This is a genomic window from Streptomyces chartreusis NRRL 3882, from assembly GCF_900236475.1.
GTDB classification, from domain to species: Bacteria; Actinomycetota; Actinomycetes; order Streptomycetales; family Streptomycetaceae; genus Streptomyces; species Streptomyces chartreusis_D.
The window spans coordinates 7,348,711-7,367,957 of the sequence record NZ_LT963352.1 but is presented as its reverse complement, the minus strand read 5'-3'; the positions used below and the strand labels follow the sequence as shown (position 1 = coordinate 7,367,957).

17 protein-coding genes and 2 tRNA genes are annotated in these 19,247 nt (G+C 71.6%); 8 read left to right on the top strand and 11 right to left on the bottom strand.

The features are described from left to right. Window positions 1-64 precede the first annotated feature (64 nt). Window positions 65-793: a 3'-5' exonuclease gene (locus SCNRRL3882_RS33425; protein ID WP_010046533.1), complete on the top strand. Its 729-nt coding sequence runs from the start codon at window positions 65-67 to the stop codon at window positions 791-793. 58 nt (window positions 794-851) lie between these two features. Here SCNRRL3882_RS33425 and SCNRRL3882_RS33420 read toward each other — a convergent pair. Together SCNRRL3882_RS33420 and SCNRRL3882_RS33415 are read right to left on the bottom strand one after the other, a co-directional pair. After that, window positions 852-923: transfer RNA gene (locus SCNRRL3882_RS33420), tRNA-Val, on the bottom strand. A 39-nt stretch (window positions 924-962) separates the two neighbouring features. Next, window positions 963-1,409, bottom strand: a complete 447-nt coding sequence (locus tag SCNRRL3882_RS33415; protein WP_010046535.1) for an SRPBCC family protein — start codon at window positions 1,407-1,409, stop codon at window positions 963-965. A 61-nt stretch (window positions 1,410-1,470) separates the two neighbouring features. Here SCNRRL3882_RS33415 and SCNRRL3882_RS33410 point away from each other — a divergent pair, with 61 nt between their 5' ends. The 4 genes from SCNRRL3882_RS33410 (at window position 1,471) to SCNRRL3882_RS33395 (ending at window position 7,523) form a co-directional block, all read left to right on the top strand. Then, complete coding sequence (locus SCNRRL3882_RS33410; protein WP_010046537.1) at window positions 1,471-3,909, top strand: SCO7613 C-terminal domain-containing membrane protein; 2,439 nt, start codon at window positions 1,471-1,473, stop codon at window positions 3,907-3,909. Between the two features lie 134 nt (window positions 3,910-4,043). Then, entirely contained in the window at window positions 4,044-5,705 is a 1,662-nt protein-coding gene (locus tag SCNRRL3882_RS33405) for a helix-turn-helix domain-containing protein (protein WP_010046538.1), read from the top strand. 247 nt (window positions 5,706-5,952) lie between these two features. Beyond that, on the top strand, window positions 5,953-7,305 hold the full coding sequence (locus tag SCNRRL3882_RS33400; protein ID WP_010046539.1) for a diaminopimelate decarboxylase: 1,353 nt from the start codon (window positions 5,953-5,955) through the stop codon (window positions 7,303-7,305). A gap of 11 nt (window positions 7,306-7,316) precedes the next feature. Then, the gene (locus SCNRRL3882_RS33395; protein ID WP_010046541.1) at window positions 7,317-7,523 is read left to right on the top strand and encodes a hypothetical protein; all 207 of its coding nucleotides are present in this window, start codon (window positions 7,317-7,319) and stop codon (window positions 7,521-7,523) included. Between the two features lie 58 nt (window positions 7,524-7,581). On the opposite strand, the gene SCNRRL3882_RS33390 is transcribed toward SCNRRL3882_RS33395, so the two are convergent. The 7 genes from SCNRRL3882_RS33390 to SCNRRL3882_RS33360 form a co-directional block, all read right to left on the bottom strand. Next, on the bottom strand, window positions 7,582-10,317 hold the full coding sequence (locus SCNRRL3882_RS33390; RefSeq protein ID WP_010046543.1) for a hypothetical protein: 2,736 nt from the start codon (window positions 10,315-10,317) through the stop codon (window positions 7,582-7,584). A gap of 114 nt (window positions 10,318-10,431) precedes the next feature. Then, window positions 10,432-11,022 carry a hypothetical protein gene (locus SCNRRL3882_RS33385; RefSeq protein WP_010046545.1) on the bottom strand — a complete coding sequence of 197 codons (591 nt, stop codon included), beginning with the start codon at window positions 11,020-11,022 and terminating at the stop codon, window positions 10,432-10,434. Window positions 11,023-11,029: 7 nt separating this feature from the next. Further along, window positions 11,030-11,911 carry a carbohydrate ABC transporter permease gene (locus SCNRRL3882_RS33380; protein ID WP_010046547.1) on the bottom strand — a complete coding sequence of 294 codons (882 nt, stop codon included), beginning with the start codon at window positions 11,909-11,911 and terminating at the stop codon, window positions 11,030-11,032. Further along, on the bottom strand, window positions 11,908-12,909 hold the full coding sequence (locus SCNRRL3882_RS33375; protein ID WP_010046549.1) for a carbohydrate ABC transporter permease: 1,002 nt from the start codon (window positions 12,907-12,909) through the stop codon (window positions 11,908-11,910). The genes SCNRRL3882_RS33380 and SCNRRL3882_RS33375 overlap by 4 nt, the downstream gene beginning before the upstream one ends. Next, window positions 12,909-14,198, bottom strand: coding sequence for an ABC transporter substrate-binding protein (locus SCNRRL3882_RS33370; RefSeq protein ID WP_029181635.1), 1,290 nt, complete (start codon window positions 14,196-14,198; stop codon window positions 12,909-12,911). The genes SCNRRL3882_RS33375 and SCNRRL3882_RS33370 overlap by 1 nt, the downstream gene beginning before the upstream one ends. Before the next feature lie 437 nt (window positions 14,199-14,635). Beyond that, window positions 14,636-14,707 (bottom strand) — tRNA-Val (locus tag SCNRRL3882_RS33365). 75 nt (window positions 14,708-14,782) lie between these two features. Continuing rightward, the gene (locus tag SCNRRL3882_RS33360; RefSeq protein WP_029181636.1) at window positions 14,783-15,241 is read right to left on the bottom strand and encodes a TIGR02611 family protein; all 459 of its coding nucleotides are present in this window, start codon (window positions 15,239-15,241) and stop codon (window positions 14,783-14,785) included. A 191-nt stretch (window positions 15,242-15,432) separates the two neighbouring features. Between SCNRRL3882_RS33360 and SCNRRL3882_RS33355 the strand changes: the two genes are divergently transcribed. Next, window positions 15,433-15,846: an SsgA family sporulation/cell division regulator gene (locus SCNRRL3882_RS33355; protein ID WP_004002642.1), complete on the top strand. Its 414-nt coding sequence runs from the start codon at window positions 15,433-15,435 to the stop codon at window positions 15,844-15,846. A gap of 387 nt (window positions 15,847-16,233) precedes the next feature. Further along, window positions 16,234-16,794 carry a CGNR zinc finger domain-containing protein gene (locus SCNRRL3882_RS33350; RefSeq protein ID WP_010046573.1) on the top strand — a complete coding sequence of 187 codons (561 nt, stop codon included), beginning with the start codon at window positions 16,234-16,236 and terminating at the stop codon, window positions 16,792-16,794. Between the two features lie 412 nt (window positions 16,795-17,206). Here SCNRRL3882_RS33350 and SCNRRL3882_RS33345 read toward each other — a convergent pair whose 3' ends face one another. Continuing rightward, the gene (locus SCNRRL3882_RS33345; protein WP_010046577.1) at window positions 17,207-17,644 is read right to left on the bottom strand and encodes a hypothetical protein; all 438 of its coding nucleotides are present in this window, start codon (window positions 17,642-17,644) and stop codon (window positions 17,207-17,209) included. Window positions 17,645-17,807: 163 nt separating this feature from the next. Here SCNRRL3882_RS33345 and SCNRRL3882_RS33340 point away from each other — a divergent pair, with 163 nt between their 5' ends. After that, complete coding sequence (locus tag SCNRRL3882_RS33340) at window positions 17,808-18,332, top strand: DsbA family protein (protein WP_010046578.1); 525 nt, start codon at window positions 17,808-17,810, stop codon at window positions 18,330-18,332. A 74-nt stretch (window positions 18,333-18,406) separates the two neighbouring features. Here the strand turns inward: SCNRRL3882_RS33340 and SCNRRL3882_RS33335 are convergent, their stop codons facing one another. Further along, window positions 18,407-19,231, bottom strand: coding sequence for a GNAT family N-acetyltransferase (locus SCNRRL3882_RS33335; RefSeq protein WP_010046579.1), 825 nt, complete (start codon window positions 19,229-19,231; stop codon window positions 18,407-18,409). Window positions 19,232-19,247: the final 16 nt, after the last annotated feature.

The window sequence follows — 19,247 nt, the reverse complement described above, 5'->3', positions numbered from 1 at the left end:
GTATCACCGGATCGGGCAGCGGACGGTGCGTCAACTGCCGAAGGTGAAGAGGGGTTGTGTGGCTATGACGACGTGCTGGTATGAAGGGCCGCTGGCCGCCTTCGACACGGAGACGACGGGCGTGGACGTCGAGACCGACCGCATCGTGTCGGCCGCCGTCGTCGTCCAGGACGCCCCGGGCATCCGGCCGCGGGTCAGCCGCTGGCTGGTGAACCCGGGCGTGCCGGTGCCCGCCGAGGCGACGGCGGTGCACGGGCTGACGGAGGAACACCTCCAGCGCAACGGCCGGTGGCCGGCGCCGGTGATGTTCGAGATAGCGGAGGCGCTCGCCGAGCAGGCGCAGGCGGGCCGCCCGGTCGTGGTGATGAACGCGCCGTTCGATCTGACCCTGTTCGACCGGGAGTTGCGCCGTCACCGCGCCTCGGCCCTGAGCCGCTGGTTCGAGTCGGCGCCGCTGTTCGTGCTCGACCCGAGGGTCCTGGACAAGCACCTGGACCGCTACCGCAAGGGCCGCCGCACCCTGACCGATCTGTGCGCGCACTACGGCGTCGCCCTGGAGGGCGCGCACGACGCGGCGGCCGACGCCGTGGCGGCGCTGGAGGTCACCCGGGCGGTGGGCCGCCGTTTCGCGTCGCGGCTGGAGCGCCTCGCCCCCGGTGAGCTGCACACGCTTCAGGCGGTGTGGCACGCGGCGCAGGCCCGGGGGCTCCAGGCGTGGTTCGCACGCAGCGGCGTGGAGGAATCGGTCGACCCGGCCTGGCCGCTGCGGCCGGACCTGCCGGCGGCGGCCTGAGCACCTGGTGCGGGGCATGAAAAAACCGGTCCGTCTGGGACGGACCGGCTGTTTCCGGTGGGCGATACTGGGTTCGAACCAGTGACCTCTTCGGTGTGAACGAAGCGCTCTCCCACTGAGCTAATCGCCCGGGAACGCACTGAACAATACAGGTCCCGGCACGCTTCCTTCAAACCGCTTCGAGGTGCCTGGCCAGTCCGCGCGCTCCCGCGTGCATCATCAGCCGGTGATTGGCCCGGAAGGCGGGCCGGCACGGCACGGCGAGCCGCCGCAGCAGGGGCTTGCGGACCTCGACGACCTGGTCGTACCGCGCGAGGGTCCCCGCCCCTCGCGGTGTGACCGTCCAGCGCGCCCGGCCCTCGATGTCCCCGGACATGGCGATCTCCAGCACGCCGGCTCCGGGATCACGTCGCACCTCCCGCGCCGTGAAGGTCATGTCGTAGGGCAGGACGGAGCGGATCCGGAAGACGCCCGTCGTGTCGTCGAGCCGGGTCACCTCCCGGACCTGGCGCCACCACCGGGGGTAGTCCTCGGCGCGTTCCAGCGCCGCGTACACGGTGGCGGGCGGCGCGGGCAGGCTCCACAGACTGCGGAAGCGGTAGTGGTTCCAGTCCATGACGCCAGTCTGCCCACTTCGGGTGCGGGGTGTCTGAGTACGCGCCTGAGTATCCGCACTCATGCCGCACGGGGTGACGCGGACCACACTTCCGGTCATGACGCACCTTCCGCCCCCGGCCGAGGAGTTGCGGCTCCTCGATGCCGAACTCCGGCAACTGGAGTCGCGCCGCACCCAGTTGCTGGCCCGTCGCGCCTGGCTGGTCGCGACCCTGCAACAGGCACGGCAACAACCGCAGCAGGCCTGGGCTCAGGCGCGGACGCAGCCGCCACCCGTCGCATGGTCCCGCCCGGAGACCGCCGCGCCCAGCGTGCAGAACGTTCTGCTGGTGCTCGGCGGGGTGCTGCTCACGCTCGCGGCGGCGGTGTTCACGCTGGTCAGCTGGGGGCACATGGGGATCACCGGGCGGGCGCTGGTGCTCGGCGCGGTCACGCTGGCCGCGCTCGCCGGGCCGGCGCTCCTGCTGAAGCGGGGGCTGCGGTCGACGGCCGAGTCCGTGGCGGGTCTGGGCCTCGCGCTGACCGTCCTGGACGCCTACGCCCTGCACGAGGCGGCTCTCGCCGGGACCGACGGAACGGGGTACGCGGCAGCCGCGGCGGCGGTGCTGGCGGGGCTCTGGTGGGCGTACGGTCCGCTGCCGGCCACGGCCGCGCTGCGGCTGCCCCTGCCCTGCGCGGTGGCGGCGGCCCAGTTCCCGCTGCTGCTGTGGGCCCTGTCCGCCGACGCGGGTCCGTACGTGCTCAGCGCCGCGCTGCTGGCGACGGCCGGGCTCGACACCGTGGTGGCGCTGCGGGTGACGGCCGCTTCCGTGCGGATCTGCGCGGTCGTCGGTGCGTACGGCACGGGCGGCTGGGGTGCTCTGGGTGCCGGCTGGCTGTCCGTGACGGCCGACGGCCCGGGTGCTGCCGTCCGGGCCGGCGCGCTGCTCCTGCTCGCGGCGGCGATCGCGCTGGGTGCGGCCTGGCGGGTCTCGGGGCCGGACGTACGGCACGCCCTCGGTCTCGCGGCGGCCTCGGGGCTGCTCACTGTGGGTGCGCTCGGCGGGGTAGCCCGCTTCGGAGCGCCGTCGGAGTGGGCGGTTCCGGTTCATCTGGCCTTCGGGGTCGCCCTGTTGGCGGGGCTGCGGGCCGGGCGGCTGCTGCCGGACGCGGTGCGGCACGGTGTCGCCTGGGCCTCCGCCGTCGTACAGGCGCTGGCTCTGCTGTGGGCGCTGCCCGTCGTCGCCCTGGTGGTGATGGGGCCGGCCGGCCGGCTGGGCCGTGTGTGGGGCGGTGCGCCGTCGGACGCCCGTGCGGCGGTTGCCGTCGAGACGCCCTGGCCGTCGGACGCGGCGGCGGCTCCCGTTGTGCTGCTCGCGGTCGCGGCCGTGCTCGCCCTGGCGGTCCCCGCGGAGCGGTGGCGCCCGCGAGCCCGGCTCGGTGCGCTGGGTCTGCTGTGGGCCGCGGCGCTGCTGCTTCCGGCGATCCTCGCCGTTCCCCACCTCGCGGGGATGTCGGTGCTGGGAGCCATGACAGCGGCCGCGCTGTACCTGGGCCGGACCACGACGTCCGGCGCGCGGATCACGGCCCTCGTCCTGGCCCTGGTCACGGCCGTCGACCTCACCCTGGTCTCCCTGGCCTCCCGGACCGCGACGCTGGTCGTGCTGTCCGTGCTGACGGCCCTGCCGGCCGCGGCTTCGTGGCGGGCGAGCCTCGCCCCCTTCACGGCTCCGGCCGCCCTGGTGTACGCCACCGCCCTGGCCTCGGCGACGGGTGCCGCCGCGGACTGGCCGCCGGCCCGGACCGCCCTGCTGGTCCTGGTCGTGCCCGTGGCGGCCGCCCTGCTGGCGCCGCGTCTGGCCGCGTCCCGGGCGACGGTGCCGGTCGAGGCCGTGGGAGCCGCCGCCGGGCTGCTTGCCGTGGTCCTCGCGGTCACCGATCCGCCGCTGCTCGCCCTGGTGCTGGCGTTGTGCGGCGTCATCACCGCGGGCACGGCCCTGCGTCCGGACCGCCGCGCCCTCGGCTGTGCGGCCACCGCCCTGTTCGTGCTGGCCGCCTGGGTGCGCCTGGCCGCGTGGGAGGTCGGCACGCCCGAGGCGTACACACTCCCGGTGACCGTTCCGGCGCTGCTGGTCGGCGCCCTGCGCAGGCGCCGCGACCCACAGGCCTCCTCGTGGACGGCGTACGGCCCCGGACTCGCCGCCACGCTCCTGCCGAGCCTCGTCGCGGCCTGGGGCGACGCGCAGTGGACGCGGCCGTTGCTGCTGGGCACGGCGGCACTGCTGGTCACCCTGCTGGGTGCCCGGCACCACCTCCAGGCACCCCTGGTGCTGGGCGGCTCGGTGCTCGCCCTGGTGGCGCTGCACGAACTCGCCCCGTACGTCGTGCAGGTGACCGGCGCGCTCCCCCGCTGGGCGCCTCCCGCCCTCGCCGGACTCCTGCTGCTCGCCCTCGGGGCGACGTACGAGCAGCGGATCCGGGACGTCCGGCGGGTGAGGGCGGTCCTGGGAAGGATGAACTAGGCCCTGTGATCGCGCCGTTGGCGCCTCCGCGGCGCCTGTGGGCGTCTCGACTGCGGACGAGGCCCGTGATGTCATACCTTTCCCGGTCGGCCGCTGACGGCAGGCGGCACGGTCGGGCGGACGGGGGAGGCGTCATGACGGACCTGGAGGAATCGGCGGCCCGGAGCACGGGCGCCGAGGACCGGGGGACACTGGAGCGCCTGCTCTCGGTGGTGGGGGCGGGAGCCGTGGAGTTGCACACGGCCCCGGCGGGACTGCGGACGAGCGTCACCGGCGTCCATGTGCTGGACGCCCTCGAACCGGTCATCAGACCGCGGGAGTTACTGCTCGCGGTCGGCGTCGATGCGCGGTCGGCGCACGCGGTCGACGTGGTGCGCCGGGCCGGGGAGGCCGGTGCGGCGGGTGTGGTGTTCGGCCCGGGCCGACCGGAGCCCGCCGCGCGGGCGTTGCAGGCAGCCGCGGAGGAGGGCGGCACGGCGGTGCTCTTCCGTACCGCCTGGTGCACCTGGGCACAGCTCGTGGGGGTGCTGAGGGCGGGGCTGGCCGCGGCGGGCGTCCCCCCGGTGCCCGCGACCAGCGGCGTGCGTCTGGGCGATCTGGACTCACTGGCCGATGCGGTGGCGGCCCTGGTGGGGGGATCGGTGACCATCGAGGACACCGAGTCCCGGGTACTGGCGTACTCCTCCACCGAGGAGAACGTGGACGAGATGCGCCGACTGACCATCCTCGGTCGTCGCGTGCCGCCCTGGCGGGTGGCGGCCATGCGGGAGGCGGGGTTCTTCCAGGCACTGTGGGGCGCGGGTGACGTGCTGCACCGGCCGGCCCACGGCCAGGATCCGGAGCGTCTGGTCGGCGCCGTACGGGCGGGCGGAGAGGCGCTGGGGTCCATCTGGGTGGCGGCGGTCGCCGGCCGCCCGCTGGCCCCGAACGCCGCCGAGACGCTGCGCGCGGCGGCCCGGACCGCCGCCGCCCACCTGCTGCATCACCGGACCCACAGTTCGGAGGGCCGCTTGGTGGAGGACGCGGCTCGGGCGCTGCTGGAGGACCGGGGATCCGTCGAGGTGCTGGCGGAGCGGGCCTCGCTGCCGCCCCGGGAGCCCTGTGCCGTGCTGGCGGTGGGAACCGGGTCCGGCCACGAGGGGGACGACGACCCGTCCCGGCTGTACGGGCTGCTGTCCCTGCACTGCGCGGCCCTGGGTCACCGCGTCGTGGTGGTCCCGGCGGGCGGCAGGATCCTGGTGCTGCTGAGCGGGCTGGACCGCGACCCGGGGCGCGCCGATGACCAGGTGACGCGGCTCGGCGAATCGCTGGCCGGACAGCTGTCGGCGACGATCGGCACGTCGGTGAGGGTGGGGCTCGGAGACGTGGTCCCCGGGCTGGCGCGGACGCCCGCGTCACGCCGGTCGGCCGAGCTGGCCCTCCAGGCGCTCATCGCGGCCGCCGGACCCCGCACCGTCGCGCGGAGCGAGGACGTCGCGGACACGGTGGGCATCCTCCAGGTCGTCGACGCCCTGCGCGAGGTGGCGCTGCCACCGCGGACCTCGGTGGCCCGGCTGCGGGAGTTCGACGCCGCTCACAGCGGCAGCTGCCTGGTGGAGACCCTGCGCGCCTACCTCGACCACTTCGGTGACGTGTCCGCCGCCTCGCGCGCGCTGGGGGTGCACTCCAACAGCCTGCGCTACCGGTTGCGCCGGATCACGCAGGTGTCGGGGCTGGACCTGGACAGCCCCGACGCACGGCTGCTCGCCCAGTTGCAGTTGCGTCTGGGCGAGGACGCCGACGGATCACGCCCCTGAACGACGGCACCGAGCCGCGGCCGCGTACGTACTGCACCGCTTGGCCGCCGACACCATCGAAGGGCCTCTCCTTCGTCGTACCGCACAAGGCCCCGGCGTGGCCGAGGGGTTGTTGCGTTCCACCGCCGTGGGCGGGGCCCGCGTCTTTGACGACTCGACGAAGACGCCGTCCCGGTGCGGACAACAGTCTGGTACTCCACCCCGGGGCGGTCCCGGGCGCTGCGCGTACGACACCGGAAGGCTCACCATGACCGGACAGACCCCCGCCGCCGAGCGGCGCGAACGGATCCTCCAGGAAGCGGTGCGGCAGGGACTGCTGGACGCCGAGCGGTCCCAGCTGGCCGCCTTCGTCGACCTCGACGGCGTCGCCGCGACGGTCGACTCCCTGCACCGTGCGTTCCCCACGTCGCCCCGTGTGCTGCACGCGTTCGCCGCCAAGGCGAACTGCCTGGTGCCGGTGCTGGCGGAGCTGCGGCGGCTCGGCATGGGCTGCGAGGTGGCCACCGCGGGTGAGCTGGCCCGCTCGCTGGCGGCCGGATTCGCGCCGGACCGGATCGTCTTCGACTCCCCCGCCAAGACGGAGACCGAACTGCGGCGTGCCCTGGACCTGGGCGTGGCCGTCAACGCGGACAACCACCAGGAACTGGCCAGGATCGACCGGCTCCTGGGCGGCCACGCCCCGGTGTCGAGGATCGGGGTGCGCGTCAACTCCCAGCTCGGCGGCGGCAGCATCGCCGCGATGAGCACGGCGACCAGCACCTCGAAGTTCGGCATCCCCCTGGCGGACCCGGGAAGCCGACGGCGATTGCTGCGCGCCTACCACGACCACCCCTGGCTGACCTGGGTGCACACGCATGCCGGCTCGCAGGGCTGCCCGCTCGACCTCATGGCCGGCGGGGTCGCGCAGGCCGTGGAGTTCGCCGAGGAGGTCAACGCCTCCCTGGGACGGCGCCAGGTCGTCGGCATCGACATCGGCGGCGGGCTGCCCGTCAACTTCGCCGACGACGAGACCACGCCGACCTTCGACACGTACGTCCGGCAGCTGCGCGCCCAGGCGCCCGCGCTGTTCTCCGGCAGGTACGAGATCGTCACCGAGTTCGGGCGCTCCGTCCTCGCCAAGAACGGGTTCACCGCCGCGTACGTCGAGTACACCAAGAGCGTGGGCGGCCGGCCGATCGCGGTCACCCACGCCGGTGTGCAGGTGGCCACCCGGACCGTGTTCAACCCCGACGCCTGGCCCCTGCGGATCGAGGCGCACGAACCGTGCGGGAGGGCCAAGCGGGGCGGACCGGTCCGCCAGGACATCGCGGGCCCCGCCTGCTTCTCCGGGGACCTGCTGGCGCGGGATCGCGCGTTGCCGCTCCTGGCACCCGGCGACCTCATCGCCGTCCCGGACACCGGCGCCTACTACTTCTCGACGCCGTTCCACTACAACAGCCTGCCCGAACCCGCCGTGCACGGGGTCCGGACGGGTAGTGACGGCGGTGTCCGTTTCGAACTCCTGCGTCCCGCGCAGGACCCGTGGGACGTGCCGGGCCCGGACGGCCTCGGCACGCCCCCGCGGCCATGGGCGCACGAGCCCGTGCACGGCGTCGGGTGAGGAGCACCGAGGTGGCACAGGCCGGCCGGCGGGGGCCAGGCCGGGACGGACCGCTCCTCACCCAGCGCGCCGCGATCGTCTTCCTGCTGGCGGCCCTGGTCGGCATCGGTGCCACGGTGCTGGCCGCGCTGGCCGGCAACGTGTGGCCGGTCGCAGTGAGCGTCGGAGGCGGGGTCGTGGCCCCGGCCGTCCTGTTCTTCAACCAGATCATCGACTAGACGAGCGGACCCGCGGCCGGCGCGGTACGGCCGGGAAGGTCCGCTCGTCCAGCCCCCGCTACGGCATCTTGTCGCCGAGCAGGGCCAGGTTCTCGATGGCGGCGAGACCGTAGAGCGCGGTGTCGTTGGTGGACACCCAGGTCGCTTCGCTGCCCGGCACGAGTGTGGCCGGTCCGCTCAGCTTCTCCGTCTTCCAGGGTGCCGACTCCTTGTAGCCGTCGGAGTTGTAGAACTTCTCCCAGGCCCGCTTGGCCAGCTTCGCGTCCCCGGTCTTCACGGCCGCGTACGCGTCGAGGCGAGAGTGGCCCTGGAAGAGGATCAGGGAGCCGAAGTTGCTGCCGTAGCGGGCCGCCTGTTCGGCCTTGGTGGCGTTGAAGTAGCGGCAGTAGTCGAAGTAGGCCTCGTTGAACTTCGGCATGTCGACCAGGTCGATGAGCTCGGCGCACAGCTCGTTGAGGCCGAAGACGGCCGACAGGTGCGAGACCTCCACCTTGGGCTGGGCGGCGACGGCGAACCTGCCGGTGTCCAGGTCGTACAGACCGCTGCCCTGGACGAAGCCGTTGGGCTGGGCGGCGATGGTCTCCATGGTGGACAGCACGCGCGCCTTGGCCTTCTCCCACTTGGGGCCCTTGCGCTCCCACTCGGTCAGCCACGCCGAGACCAGGCCGCTCCAGTCGGTGCCGAAGCCGATCGACAGGGCGTGCCGGTCGGGCGTGTACGGCTCGGTGCGGATCTTGCGCAGCGGGTCGAGGGCGAGGAACGTCTCGTCGGAGTCGACGTTGGCGTGCATGAGGTCGCCGACGCGTTCGTCCGCCGTGAGGAAGTAGTAGTAGCGCCGGTACGTGGTGTTGGCGATGCGCTGCTGCTTGGCGCTGTCGGCGAAGTGCTGCACGCCGTGCCGGGTGCCGAGGCCCGCCCACTTGCCCAGGTGGTAGACGTCGACCTCGCCGGTGTGCCGGGTCATGGCCTCGGCGAAGCGGAAGATGTCCGCACGGCCGCTTCTCAGGTACGCGTACCAGAGCCACAGGTCCGGCGACAGCTCGGAGTTGTCCCAGGCGTAGCCGCCGACGTCGTAGCGCCACTGGTGCCGGACGGTGTCGTAGGTGTGCATGATGTCGCCGTAGTCCCAGAAGCCGTACCACCGGCGCATCTCCACCTGGTCCTTGTAGTAGGTGAAGAGGAAGTCGAGGTGGTCCTCGATCTTGGCCTTGGCGGGGGTGGAGCGGTCCGGTTCGGCGTACAGGCCCTTGCCGAAGACTCCCGCCTTGATCAGCTGCCTGGGCGGGGCGGCGAGCTGCGGGAGCACACGGACGGCCTGGACCTGCTCGGCGAGCTGCTCGGCGCTCGGGGTGGACTCGTTGGCCCAGAAGAGCAGTTCGGAGGTGCGGGCGATGCCGTACGGGGTGCCGAACTCGGGCTCGTAGTCCTCGTAGGTGATGTTGAGGCCCTCGATCTGCTCGGGGAAGGTGTCCTGGCCCATGCCGTCGTGGTAGAAGCGCATGTCCATGGGCTGGGCCTCGGGGGACCAGAGCCAGAGGGTGACCTCGGCCTCCTCGGTGTGGGCGTCCCGGATGTCGAGCTGGGCGGGGAACTTCTCCCAGAAGTCGCGCAGGCCGAAGGAGAGTCCGCCGCTCACCCCGCCGACGTACCCGAAACCGGAAGCGCGCCGCCCGCCGCCCGCCGCGATCCAGCCGTGGCCCTTCTTGGTGCGCTTGCGCACGGTGAAGCCGTCGGCGGACAGCTGGGAGAGGGTGTAGTCGCCCCACTCGGGGATGTACTGCAGCCGGGTGGTGACGCGCTGGTCCCAGGTGGCCGGGTCGGGCAGCTTCTTGCCCTCGTACTGCGCCGCCTGCACGGCCGCGCCGGGGTCGCGGCGCAGGCCGGTGATGCCCTTGACGGCCTCGCGCAGCAGGCCGGTGCCCTCGCCGCCTATGCGGATGTGCCGGTCGTAGGACTCGTCACGCATCGGCACGCCGAAGCGGACGCCGAGGCCGCGGATGAAGTCGCCGCTCGCCTTGCCGGGCTCCTGCTTCCCGTCGTAGGTGATGGTGTGCACCATGCGGAACGACTCGGCGCCCGCGTAGAAGTAGAGCCTGATGGAGAAGGGCAGCCAGCCGCGGCTGCCCTTGCGGTGCTTGCCGTCGATGCGGACGACCGCGCGGACCGGGCCCTCCTGCTCGACGGTGACCTTGTCGACGGCGCCGTCGAAGCGCTCGGTCCTGACCGCGCCCTGGTCCTCGTCCTCGATCTCGGGCTGGCGGATCAGCACGAGCCGGCCGTTCCTCGCGATCTCCGTCGAGCCTCGCCTGACCGACTTGACGATCGTGGAGCCGGACTTGCCGATCCTGGCGGTGATGACGCCGGTGGAGACGTCGATGGTGCCGCCGCTCTTGTCGACCGTGACCTTCTTCTCCGGTGCGGCGGGCGTCCCGGCGGTGAGGGTGAGCTTGCCGTCGCCCGAACCGACCGCGTGGGCGGTCCACTTGAGGGACCCGTCGGGCCAGTAGGCGATCGGCCAGGACTGCACGGGTACGGCCTTGCCGTCCGCGTCCGTCAGCGCGAACGTCTGGTCCTTCTGGTGGGCGCCCTTCGGCCAGGGGACGCCGACGGTGGAGCCGGGGGCCGCGCCGAGGCCGCCGTCCTCCAGCCAGTCGAGGGTCACCGGGTCGGCGTCGGCGGGCTCGGCTCCGGGGACGGCCTGCGCGTTCTGCGTCCCCAGTGCCCAGCTGAACTGGGCGGCGGCTCCGGCGACGGCGGCCGCCTTCAGAAGGGACCTGCGGGGGATGGGAGACATGGCGTTGCTGCCTTTCCTCGTCCGTGCGGGAAGCGAATCCGTACGCTGGTCAGGGGCATGACAGAGAGAGGGCGGGCGCCCTGGGCGCCGGCCCGGCAGGGGAGGAACCGCCGCTCAGCGGCGCCGGTACCGCTCCTCCACGGCCACGGCCGCCGCCGCGACGGCCCCGAGGACGGGGACCGCCAGCGGCGCGGCGAACCAGGCGGACAGGACCACCACGGCCAGTCCGCCGATGATCAGGAAGGACCCGGCCGGGTCGAGCACCGTCCGGCGCCAGGCCTCCGCCAGCAGCGTCCGCCACCGGGCCTCCGGCTCCCAGACCGCCGCCGCCCGCAGCCCGGCCACGACCAGGCCGATCAGCGTGCACACTCCGACGGCCCCGACCAGCGGCCCGCCGGGAATCCCCGCGCGGACCGCCTGGACGTCCACCCAGACCGCCGCCACGGCCGCCCACCCGGCGAGCCCGGCGAGCCACCCGCCGCGCACGGCCGTACGGAAGTCCGCGACGAACTCCCGCCGGCCACCGCCCTCGTGCGCGGTACGCCGCCGCAGATGCCGCGCACCCGCGGCGAAGGCGGCGGGATATGTGACGATCCCCAGCGAGGCCACCGCGATCCACACTCCGGTCAGCAGGCACTCGGCGAACACCGCGAACCTCTCGGCGAGCAGCGACTCACCCCGTGCTTTCACCCGGGTCCCGGCCATGCTCACCTCAGCCCTTCAGACCCGACGTGGCCATGCCGTCGATCAGATAGCGCTGGAAGGCCAGGAAGAAGGCGAGCACCGGCAGGAGCGCGACCAGCGACATCGCGATCATGCCGCCGTAGTTGGCCACGGCGTCCTGGTCCACGAACATCTTCAGGCCGAGGGAGACCGTGTACTTGTCGGGCTCGTTGAGGTAGATCAGCGGGCCCATGAAGTCGTTCCAGGAGTTGATGAAGGTGAAGATCGCGCTGGTGATCAGGGCCGGACGGCACAGCGGCAGCATGATCGACCAGTAGATGCGGACGTGCCCGCAGCCGTCTAGGCGGGCCGCCTCGTCGAGCTCCTTGGGCATGTTGCGCATGAACTGCACCATCAGGAAGACGAAGAACGCCTCCGTGGCCAGGTACTTCCCGAGCAGCAGCGGTGTGTAGGTGTTGATCATCTCCATGTTGCGGAACAGCACGTACTGCGGGATCAGCAGCACGTGGTACGGCAGCAGGAGGGTGCCGATCATCAGCGTGAACAGCAGGTTGCGGCCCGCGAACCTGATCCTCGCGAAGGCGTAGGCCGTCAGCGAGCAGGACGCCAGGATCCCGATCACCGAACCGACCGCGAGGAAGAGCGAGTTGTAGAAGAAGGTGGAGATCGAGATGTCGGCGATGCCGTCGGCGAGGCTGGTGTAGTTGGAGATGATCGGGTCGCCCGGGAAGAGGTCCAGGCTGCCGACGATGTCCTCGCTCTTCTTGAAGGAACCGCCGATGACCCAGATCACCGGGTAGAGGATCACCGCGAGGACCAGCAGGGAGCCGATGTGCCAGGCGAGGGATCCGGGCAGTTTGTGCCGAAGGCCGCCCGCTCGTGGGGTGGCGTCGGTGGCCTGCGCACTCATCGGGCGCCCTCCTCGTAGTGCACCCAGCGCTTCTGGGACCAGAACAGCACAGCCGTGACCAGGGCGACCGCGACGAGCAGCATCCAGGCCATGGCGGAGGCCAGGCCCATCCGGCTGTTCTCGAAGCCCTGGACGTAGAGGTAGCAGGTGTAGACCATCGAGCCGTCCGCGGGACCGCAGGCGTTGCCTCCGGCGCCGCCGCCGACGATGTACGCCGAGCTGAAGATCTGGAAGGAGTGGATCGTCTCCAGCAGGACGTTGAAGAAGAGCACCGGGGAGATCATCGGCAGCGTGATGTTCCAGAACCGCCGCAGCTTGCCGGCCCCGTCGACCTCGGCCGCCTCGTACAGCTCGCGCGGGACCTGCTTGAGGCCGGCCAGGAAGATGACCATGGGGGCGCCGAACTGCCAGACGGTGAGCGCCACCAGGCTGTAGATGATCATGTCCGGGTCGCCGGTCCAGCCGCCGACGCTGATCCCGAAGGCCTGCTGCGTGCGGTCCACGATCGCGTCGTCCGAGAAGATCGCCTTCCAGACGATCGCGACGGAGACGCTCGCGCCGATCAGCGACGGCGCGTAGAAGGCGGCCCGGTAGAAGGCCTGTCCGCGCCGCTTCTGCGCGAGGAGCAGGGCCACACCGAGGGCCGCGAGCAGCTTGAGCGGCGTTCCGACGACGACGTACCAGAGCGTCACCTGCACCGAGTGGCGCCAGCGGGGGTCGCCGAACATCTCGGAGAAGTTGTCGAGGCCGATCCACTTGGGGGCGTCGAACAGGTTGTAGTCGGTGAACGCGAAGTAGAGCGATGCGACCATCGGGCCCGCGGTGAGCAGCAGGAACCCGGCGATCCAGGGGGACATGAAGAGATAGCCGGCCAGGTTCTCCCGGCGCCGCCGCCGCTTGAGGGCGGCGGGGCGCGCGGGCTTCACCGGACCGTGCCGCGGCTCGGAGTCCTGGGACAGGCCCTCCAACGCAGGGGCGTGTGTCACGGTGGTTCCCATCAGCTGCCGAGAGCCGTCTTCGACTCGGTGAAGAACTGCTTGACGGCGTCGTCCACCGACCGCTTGCCCAGGGCCAGTTCCTCGGCGATGCGCAGGAACGCGGCCTCGCAGATGTCGGCGCCTTCCGGATGCGGGGTGATGGGCTCCAGGACACCCGCCTCGACGAGGGACTCCTCGTACTCGGCTATCGCCTTGTTGACCGGGTCGGCCGGCTTGTACGCGTCGTACTGGGCCTGCGTCGCGGGCACACCGCGGTCGTAGCCCATGATCTTGGCGACCTCGGGGTCGTGCACCATGAAGTCGATGAACTGGGCGACCTCCTTGGGGTGCTGGGTGCGCTTGGAGGCGCTGAGCATGAGGGAGCCGAGGTACTGGCCGGTCTTCTTGCCGTCCGTCGTCGGGATGGGCGCCAGGCCGTACTCGCTCTTGCCCTCGGAGGTGTAGCGGACGGTGAAGTTGTCCCAGGTGAACTCACTGCCGGCGAGCTCCGCCGCGACCGCCGACTTGGGCTTGATCTGCGCGACCTTCTTGGGGTCGGCGTAGACGCCCTCCTCGACGCCCTTCTTGGCCTTCGTCCACCACTCCGTCAGATCGGCCTCGGTGAAGCCGAGTCCGTCCTCCGTGAAGAACGCCTTGCCCTGCTGGCGCAGATAGGGGTCGTAGAGGTACATGACGCCGTACATGCCGCTGTCGCCGGCGCGGCCCGTCTTGTCGCGGATCTTCTTCATCGCCGCGTCGAAGTCGTCCCAGGTCCAGCCCTGCTCCGGCTTCACACCGGCCCGGGTGTAGACGGGCTTGTCGATGACCAGGGCCATCGAGTTGGAACCGACCGGAACTCCGAGGAGCTTGCCGTCGATCTCGCCGAACTTCTCGAGTCCGGCGCGGAATCCGTCCATCCGGAGGTTGCCGGCCTTGACCTGCTCGCTGAGATCGAGCAGCACGTTCTTCGCGTCGTATTTGCGCAGGAACCCGATGGCATTCTGGAACACGTCCGGCGGATTTCCGCCGGAGGCCTGGGTGTTGAACTTCTTCCAGAAGTCGAGATAAGGCTGGAAGTCCGTTTTCACCTTGATCTTCGGGTACTTCTTCTCGAAGAGCGCGATGGTCTTGTTGATGCGCTCGGCGCGATCCTCCGCACCCCACCACGCGTAACGGATCGTCACCGTTCCGTCCGCGGAGGTCCCTCCGTCGCCACCGCAACCGGTCGTCGCGGCCAGCCCCAGCGTGGCCGCCGTGGCCCCGGCCGCCTTCAGAATCGTACGTCTCTCAACATTCCTGCCGTTCACCACGGTTGGCCCTCCCCGCACTTCGTCCCGCTCGCATGAATCGTTTCAAGTAAGCGCTTGCTGGCACAAGGTACGGAGGGGCTGAGGGTGCGTCAATGATTCGGACAAGAATTTCTTACCGAGCGGTCCTGCAGCGAGGCGCGGCATGGAGGTGGTGCGCCGGGTCGACCGGGGTGATGTCACTGGTGGGGCCGGTGTGGTCGGCGGACCGAACGGGCCGGGACCGACCGCACGGCTTTCGGGAGCGACCGGAAGACGACGCCGCGGTGGGCGGCGGGAGGCCGGGCGGAAACTGGCCGGTTTCCGCCGACGGTCGCCCGGGAGGAGGACGGCAGGCGGGGCGCTCGACAGCCGGGACGACGGCCCGCCGCGTGAGGGTGCGCGGACACCGGAACGACGGCGGCCCACCTGCTCAGTCGCAGGTGGGCCGCCGATCCGGGTGGGCGATACTGGGTTCGAACCAGTGACCTCTTCGGTGTGAACGAAGCGCTCTCCCACTGAGCTAATCGCCCGGACGCAGGTAGAACATTACCCCATGTCAGGGGGTGCCTGTGACCAGCGCCGGCCGTCACCGGCACCCCCGCCGCTCACTGGTCCTTGATCTTCCACGGCATGACCACGCCGAACTTCCACAGGTAGATACCGACCAGTACGGCGACGATCACCAGGCCGATGGTCGTCAGGATGATGTTCCGGCGCCGCACCTTGGGATCGAGGGCGCGCTGGGCGGCCTCCGTGACCTTCCGCTTGGTCCAGCGGAGCACCAACTGGGCCCACACGAACTCGGTCGCCCAGATCGCCATGCCGCCGAAGATCACGACCCAGCCCGGCCCGGGCAGGGGCAGCATGATGATGCCCGCCACGACGACCGCGAGCCCGATGATGAAGATGCCGACCTGCCAGCTCACATGCAGCAGGCGGCGCGCTTTGACGAATTCCGGTGCCCGTGAGCCGAGTGCCCGCTCCTGCTCGCTGCGCACCTCGTCCGTCCCCGTCTCGTCCGACGCCACGGCCACCTCGCCCGGCTCGTCACTCCCCGTATTCATACGGCCAAACACTACCGGAGCGAAACCAGTCACCGGAATGGACGCACGGCGCGAACGATCTCTCGGCCGGAAGAGTTACGTAAAGGCACGCAAAACACTCAGAGGGGTTTACAACGGCACCGTAGGTGGCATGTCGATTTCGCCGACGTGCGAATCCCCGAGCGCACACTGAGCGAAAGGCCCTGGCGCTTATGAACACCACGGTCAGCTGCGAGCTGCACCTGCGCCTCGTTGTGTCGAGCGAGTCCTCCCTGCCTGTGCCCGCAGGCCTGCGGTACGACACGGCCGACCCCTACGCCGTGCACGCCACCTTCCACACCGGAGCCGAGGAGACCGTCGAGTGGGTGTTCGCCCGCGACCTCCTCGCCGAGGGACTTCACCGCCCTACCGGCACCGGCGACGTCCGCGTCTGGCCGTCGCGCAGCCACGGTCAGGGCGTCGTGTGCATCGCCCTGAGCTCACCGGAGGGCGAGGCCCTGCTGGAGGCGCCGGCACGGGCCCTGGAGTCCTTCCTGAAGCGGACCGACGCCGCCGTGCCGCCCGGCACGGAGCACCGGCACTTCGACCTCGATCAGGAGCTCTCGCACATCCTGGCGGAAAGCTAGGGCGAGGGGCTCACCAAGCAGCCCGGTGCCGTCGACTCGGGGAGACGGCTCGGGCCCGGACAACCGCATACGGGATACACCGGCGCCGGCACCGCGGATCTCGCGGGGCGGCGCCGGCTCGCGTGTGCCGCCGTCCGGGCCGTCTCGGCTCGGGTGTGCAGCCGCTCGGCCCGCGGGTGCCACAGGGCCGGAACTCTCAGCGACGGGCCTTCCGCTGCCGGAGGGCAGGCCTTCGCCGCCCCGAGGGCGGGCGGGAACCATGGCTTGCCCGGCGTCGTTGTATTCGAAGCCATGTGCGGGCATGAGGGCGGTCCGGCGGTGGTGGAGCCGTTACCATCGGCCAGCATCGGCGGGCGCCTGCCCGACCCCCAGGCCAGGGAGCGAATCGTGCTGATCACCCACGACACCCGGTGCGCCCTCGACACCGTGGTCGATCTGGTGAACACCGCACCGGAGGACGACACGGCACCGGACGGACTGCCGGACGTGGCGACCCTCGCGGACTTCGTGCGAAACCACGAGATCAGCGATGTGGGAGTGCTCTCGGAGTTCGACCTCTCGGCGGTGCGGAAGATCCGCGGGCGGTTCGCCGCCGTCTTCGCCGCCCCCGACGCCCGGACCGCCGCCGGCCAGATCAACGAGCTGGTCGCCGCCGCCGGCACCACACCCCGGCTCACGGACCACGACGGCTATGACTGGCATGTGCACTACTTCGCGCCCGGTGCCTCCATCGCCGACCACCTGGCCGCCGACTGCGGGATGGCCCTGGCCTTCTTCGTGGTCGCCGGGGAGCAGGAGCGGCTGCGGCGGTGCGAGGCGCCCGACTGCCGGCGGGCCTTCGTCGACCTGTCCCGCAACCGCTCGCGTCGCTACTGCGACAGCCGGACCTGCGGAAACCGTCTGCACGTGGCCGCCTACCGGGCGCGACGCAAGGAAGCGGCGGGCTGACCGCCACCGCCGGGGCCAGTGGCGGGCGGATCATCGATGCCGACGCGGTCCCGGCGGGTGGCGCCGGGTACCGCGGGTACGGCTCACAGCAACAGCAGATCGTGCAACGAGGCCATGAGCAGCAGGGTCCCGATCACCGCAAGGAAGATCATGAGCGGTGGCTGGGATAGGGCGAAGAGGCAACCACGTGGCTCGTCCCGCCGGGGACGTGGCTCGTCATGCGGCGGCGCGGGGTCGCTCTGTTCCGTCGTGTCCAGCATCTCGCGGCGATGATGACGCAGTCGCCCGGCCGGACGCGATCAGCGGCCTCGTTCCGTGCGGGTGTGCGCCGATTCCGCGAAGTCCGGTTCAGGTTGTGATCACTTCCGCGCGCCCTTGGACGCACTGTGACGATTCGACCGGCGCGCGGCCGTCAAATGCCGTGCTTCTTGAGGATGGCCTCGATGTCGCTGAAGTCGTCGTCGCCCCGGGGCGCCGTGGCGGGCCTCCCGGTCGGCCGGGAACCCTGGCCCAGGGAGGGCGCCGAGGCCGCCGGGGCCACCGCCTCCGGCCGGGCCGCCGCTCGGGCCGCCCTGCGCTCCTTGCGGGTGCCGCCGCGGCGACGCTCGACGACACGCGTGCTCGTGAACAGCACCCATGCGACACCGAGCACCCCGAAGCCCGCCCAGGCCGTGGGGCTGAAGGCGGTGTCGGCCAGCCACTCGACGACGCCCGTCATCACCAGGCCGATCGGCACGAGCGAGTACGCCGCGATACGGGTCGCCGCGAGGAAGCGCTTGCGGTAAGCCGTGACGGCCGCGATGCCCAGGCCTGCCGCGGACACGGCGGAGCAGACGGTCTCGGCAATCATCCGGTCCTCCAGGCGTGGCGCGGTCGGGCTGGGGCACTTCGTCCCTTCCATCCTGCACCCGCCGCACCCCGGGCGGCCATGCCCCGGCCCGACATCAGGGACATCTCCGGGTCGCCTCCTCCGCAGGTGCCGGTGCGGGTGCACGGCCTGGGAGACTATGGGTATGAGCGACTCCTCCACTGTCCCTGCCGCCCCCGTCCTCGAGGTCTGGTGCGACCTCCAGTGCCCGGACTGCCGCACCGCGCTGGACGACCTCCGTGCCCTGCGCGCCCGCTACGGCAACCGTCTGGAGCTGCGGCTGCGGCACTTCCCCCTGGAGAAGAACAAGCACGCTTTCGCCGCCGCCCAGGCCGCGGAGGAGGCGTGGGAGCAGGGCCGCGGGTGGGAGTACGCCGAGGCGCTCCTGGGGCGGGTCGAGGAACTGGGCCGCAAGGGAGAACCCTTCCTGGTCGAGGTGGCCCGCGAACTGGACCTGGACGCCGAGGAGTTCGACACGGCCCTGATCGACGGCCGGCACACCCTGATCGTGGACGCCGACCAGGCCGAGGGCAAGGCGATCGGCGTGACCGGCACCCCGACGTACGTCATCGGCGGTGAGCGGCTCGACGGAGGCAAGAGCCAGGAAGGGCTGCGCGAGCGGATCGAGCAGATCGCGGACCGACTGCTGGCCGGGCCGGAGCAGGAGTAGGCAGGAGGGCTGATCCGACGGCCCGGCCGACGGCCCTGGCCCCTGCCCTCCCGCTGAGCCGCAGGACCGCTGGGCTACAACAGCGGCTTGTACATCGCGTACAGATTCGTCTTGTAGCCGAGCGACGTGTAGAGCCGTTCGGCCGGGGTGTTGCCCGCGAAGACGTTGAGGCCGATGGTGCGCCGGCCCTCGGCGATCGCCTGGGCCTCGGCCAAGAGCATGAGGGTGCGGCCGTGTCCCTTGCCGCGGTGGCCGGCGTGGGTCTCGACGTCGAAGACGAAGGTGCTGTCCTCGCGCACCGCGAGCCACAGCGCGCCCACCGTCGTCCCCTCGTGTTCCAGGACGCTGATGAGCGTGCCGGGGGTGGCGAGGCCGTCGGGCAGCAGGGTGGCGTGGTCCCGCTCGGACTTGGCGCGGGCCTCGGCCTCCGGAACGCCCCGCTCGATCCAGCTCTGGGCGTAGTCCTCCTTGCCCTTCTCCAGCCAGGGGCCGAACTCCGCCTCGGTCATGGGCCGGGCACGGCTGCCCTCCGGCAGCTCCGGCGGGGTGTCGCCGAGCGGTTTCTCCATGCCGCGGTTGCGGACGGCGTAGCCGAGGGCGGTGGCGAGCCGGAACGGCGCCTCGGAGTCGGCGGGCACGGTCGCCTCGATGCGGCGGCACCCCCAGCCGCGCGCCACCTCCTCGGCGGCCAGGGCGGCCACCGTGCCCCTGCCGCGTCTGCGGTCCGGTTCCTCGATGCGCAGCTTCATGATCCGGGCCACGGCGTCGCCGAACACGGGATGCGTGCCGAGGTGTATCGCCCCTACGGGACGGCTGTTGACGCACACCTGGTAGCGGCGTGAGCGCGTCCCGTCGGCGTTCTGCTGAAGCGGCTCGGTCGGCCGCAGGGTCGTGGTCATCAGGGGTGTTCTACCC

Coding starts and splice junctions, on each gene's coding strand:
- SCNRRL3882_RS33410 (WP_010046537.1), top strand. CDS start 1,471: ATGCCGCACGGGGTGACGCGGACCACACTTCCGGTCATGACGCACCTT.
- SCNRRL3882_RS33385 (WP_010046545.1), bottom strand. CDS start 11,022: ATGGCCGGGACCCGGGTGAAAGCACGGGGTGAGTCGCTGCTCGCCGAG.
- SCNRRL3882_RS33415 (WP_010046535.1), bottom strand. CDS start 1,409: ATGGACTGGAACCACTACCGCTTCCGCAGTCTGTGGAGCCTGCCCGCG.
- SCNRRL3882_RS33390 (WP_010046543.1), bottom strand. CDS start 10,317: ATGTCTCCCATCCCCCGCAGGTCCCTTCTGAAGGCGGCCGCCGTCGCC.
- SCNRRL3882_RS33375 (WP_010046549.1), bottom strand. CDS start 12,909: ATGGGAACCACCGTGACACACGCCCCTGCGTTGGAGGGCCTGTCCCAG.
- SCNRRL3882_RS33340 (WP_010046578.1), top strand. CDS start 17,808: ATGAGCGACTCCTCCACTGTCCCTGCCGCCCCCGTCCTCGAGGTCTGG.
- SCNRRL3882_RS33360 (WP_029181636.1), bottom strand. CDS start 15,241: ATGAATACGGGGAGTGACGAGCCGGGCGAGGTGGCCGTGGCGTCGGAC.
- SCNRRL3882_RS33405 (WP_010046538.1), top strand. CDS start 4,044: ATGACGGACCTGGAGGAATCGGCGGCCCGGAGCACGGGCGCCGAGGAC.
- SCNRRL3882_RS33425 (WP_010046533.1), top strand. CDS start 65: ATGACGACGTGCTGGTATGAAGGGCCGCTGGCCGCCTTCGACACGGAG.
- SCNRRL3882_RS33380 (WP_010046547.1), bottom strand. CDS start 11,911: ATGAGTGCGCAGGCCACCGACGCCACCCCACGAGCGGGCGGCCTTCGG.
- SCNRRL3882_RS33355 (WP_004002642.1), top strand. CDS start 15,433: ATGAACACCACGGTCAGCTGCGAGCTGCACCTGCGCCTCGTTGTGTCG.
- SCNRRL3882_RS33345 (WP_010046577.1), bottom strand. CDS start 17,644: ATGATTGCCGAGACCGTCTGCTCCGCCGTGTCCGCGGCAGGCCTGGGC.
- SCNRRL3882_RS33335 (WP_010046579.1), bottom strand. CDS start 19,231: ATGACCACGACCCTGCGGCCGACCGAGCCGCTTCAGCAGAACGCCGAC.
- SCNRRL3882_RS33400 (WP_010046539.1), top strand. CDS start 5,953: ATGACCGGACAGACCCCCGCCGCCGAGCGGCGCGAACGGATCCTCCAG.